This is a genomic window from Aestuariivirga sp. (assembly GCF_037139295.1).
GTDB lineage: Bacteria > Pseudomonadota > Alphaproteobacteria > Rhizobiales > Aestuariivirgaceae > Aestuariivirga.
In genome coordinates this window covers 1-2,262 of record NZ_JBAXGR010000257.1, presented here as the reverse complement: position 1 = coordinate 2,262, position 2,262 = coordinate 1, and the positions used below count along the sequence as shown (strand labels likewise).

The window sequence follows — 2,262 nt, the reverse complement described above, 5'->3', positions numbered from 1 at the left end:
GAAAGCCCCGTGTCCGAAGCGAAGAAAGTCGAGACCTTCCGCGGCGTGGCCTATCCCTGGCATTGCGACTCCATGGGGCACATGAACACCCAGCACTATTGCGCTCTGTTCGACGGTGCAACGTTTCACTTTCTGGCGCTCTTGGGCGGCCCGCGGCTGCTGAAGGAGACGAAGAGAGGCTGGGCCGACGCCAAGCAGACCATTGAGTATCGCCGCGAGATTCTGTCGGGCGACTTGCTGGTGGTCTCCACTGCCATGACCCGTGTCGGCCGCTCTTCCATCGGGTTCCGGCACGAATTGACCGATTTGGAAGATGGGGAGCTTCGCGCCACCAGCGACCACGTGACAGTCCATTTCGATCTTGCAAACCGTGTTTCCCTGCCACTCACCGCAGACATGTTGTCTAAGACGAAGGAGTATCTCGATGGTCACTCCCACCCGCCGTGACGGCCGCTGCATCTGGCTGCGGCAGGCCATTGGGCCCGGTGAAGTCGACGCTCCCGTTCTCCAGGGAACGCACAAAGCCGACATCTGCATCGTTGGAGGCGGTATGGCGGGCCTCTGGACGGCGCTTGAAATCAAGGCCCGGGATCCCGCCTGCGACGTGGCCATCGTCGAGGCCGATATCTGCGGCGGCGGCGCGTCCGGGCGGAATTCCGGCATGGTGCTGTCGCAGTGGGCAAAGCTTGCAGCTCTGAAAGCATTCTGCGGCGATCAGGAAGCAGTTTTCCTTGGTCATGCCTTTGCCGAATCGGCGAAGAACATCGACGCCTTTTGCAAGGCCAACGGGATCGATGCGGAATTCCGTCCCGATGGATGGATCTGGGGCGCAACCTGCGAGACACATATCGGGTCGTGGAACGGCATACTGGCGAACCTGGAGAGCAGCGGCCTCCATCCTTTCAACCGTCTCAGCCGAGAGGAGATTGAGGCGCTCTGCGGCACGGACCGCTTTCTGGCCGGAATTCATGATCCTTCGGCAACGACCATTCATCCCGGAAAGTTGGTGCGTGGCCTGCGCCGCGTGGCCCTGGCGAGAGGCGTCCGCATCTTTGAAAATTCGCGCATGCTGAAGCTCGACCGGCGGCGCCCGGCAGTCGTGGAAACGGCCAGGGGCAGGATGGAGGCCCCGATCTGCGTCCTGACGCTCAACGCATGGTCCGCGTCGCTTCCCGAACTTCGTTCGTCGATCCTGGTGATTGCCAGCGACGACGCGGTCACCGAACCGGTACCCGAACTTCTCGACAAGATGGGTTACCGGCGCCGTCCCCTGCTGGGCGACAGCCAAACCTTTGTCACGGGTTTCCGGACCACCGCCGACGATCGCTTCCAGCCCGGCATCAGCGGCGGAATCATCGGCTTTGGAGGCTTGGGCGCAAACCGCTTCGAGGGTCGGTCCATCCGCGAAGCCGACATAAGGTCCAGTGTTGCCAGGGGGTTTCCGGCCTTCGCCAACCTACCCTACGTCGACAGCTGGTGTGGACCCATCGACCGGACGCGCAGCGGCTTGCCATTGTTTGGGCCGCTACCGGGCACGCCGAACATTTTTTACGGCTACGGCTTTTCCGGAAACGGAGTGGCGACGACGCCGGTGACGGCGCGGATCTTGGCCAGCCTGGCGCTCGGCACGAAAGACGAATGGTCGTCGTGCGGGCTGGTGCGGCCGCCGGAACGCTGGCTGCCGAAGGAGCCCATCCGCTACATTGGCGCCCATATGGTGCGCCAGGCCATTCGCCGGAAGGACAGGCTCGAGCAGGAAAGCCGGAAGCCTGGTCTCGTGGTCCGTGCGCTTGCTGCCATGGCCCCGGGCGGCATCACAACATCAACCGTCATCAGTCCGAGGAGGTAACCATGCCCGAAGCCCGAGTGTTCAAACGCGGGGAATTGCCGTTCAAGGACTGCAAGACACCGTCTGGCGTGACGCAGACAGCCCGCACCATCACGGTCGGCTTCAGTAACCACATCGGTGCCGGCATGGAAATCGGCGAGGATGTTTGCATCCATTGGACCACGCTTTACGACGAAGTGCTGTTCATACATGCCGGTTCGATGATCGTCAGGACTGACGCCGGTGAGTGTGAGTGCCATCCCGGCGATATCGTCTGGCTTCCGGAAGGTGTGACGCTCGACTACGACATGACCGGGAGGAGATGTGAATACTTTTATGCGCTTTATCCAATCGATTGGGCCAAACGCAACAACATGGAAGAGCCCTGACGGGCCCCAAGGGCAACCGCGTGGTGGACGCCCCACGCCAGAACG

3 protein-coding genes are annotated in these 2,262 nt (G+C 62.0%); all 3 read left to right on the top strand.

The window, feature by feature from the left end:
• A partial coding sequence (locus WCJ41_RS21620) for an acyl-CoA thioesterase (RefSeq protein WP_336907903.1) occupies positions 1 to 447 on the top strand: 447 nt, incomplete at its 5' end.
• The gene (locus tag WCJ41_RS21615) at positions 425 to 1,849 is read left to right on the top strand and encodes an FAD-binding oxidoreductase (protein WP_336907902.1); all 1,425 of its coding nucleotides are present in this window, start codon (positions 425 to 427) and stop codon (positions 1,847 to 1,849) included. The genes WCJ41_RS21620 and WCJ41_RS21615, both read left to right, overlap by 23 nt.
• 2 nt (positions 1,850 to 1,851) lie before the next feature.
• Positions 1,852 to 2,217 (top strand): AraC family ligand binding domain-containing protein, encoded by a 366-nt coding sequence (locus WCJ41_RS21610; RefSeq protein ID WP_336907901.1) that lies wholly within the window; start codon positions 1,852 to 1,854, stop codon positions 2,215 to 2,217.
• The last annotated feature ends 45 nt before the right edge of the window (positions 2,218 to 2,262 follow it).

What these genes read in the sequence shown, in the direction of transcription:
- WCJ41_RS21610 (WP_336907901.1), top strand. Translation starts at nt 1,852, where the DNA reads ATGCCCGAAGCCCGAGTGTTCAAACGCGGGGAATTGCCGTTCAAGGAC.
- WCJ41_RS21615 (WP_336907902.1), top strand. Translation starts at nt 425, where the DNA reads ATGGTCACTCCCACCCGCCGTGACGGCCGCTGCATCTGGCTGCGGCAG.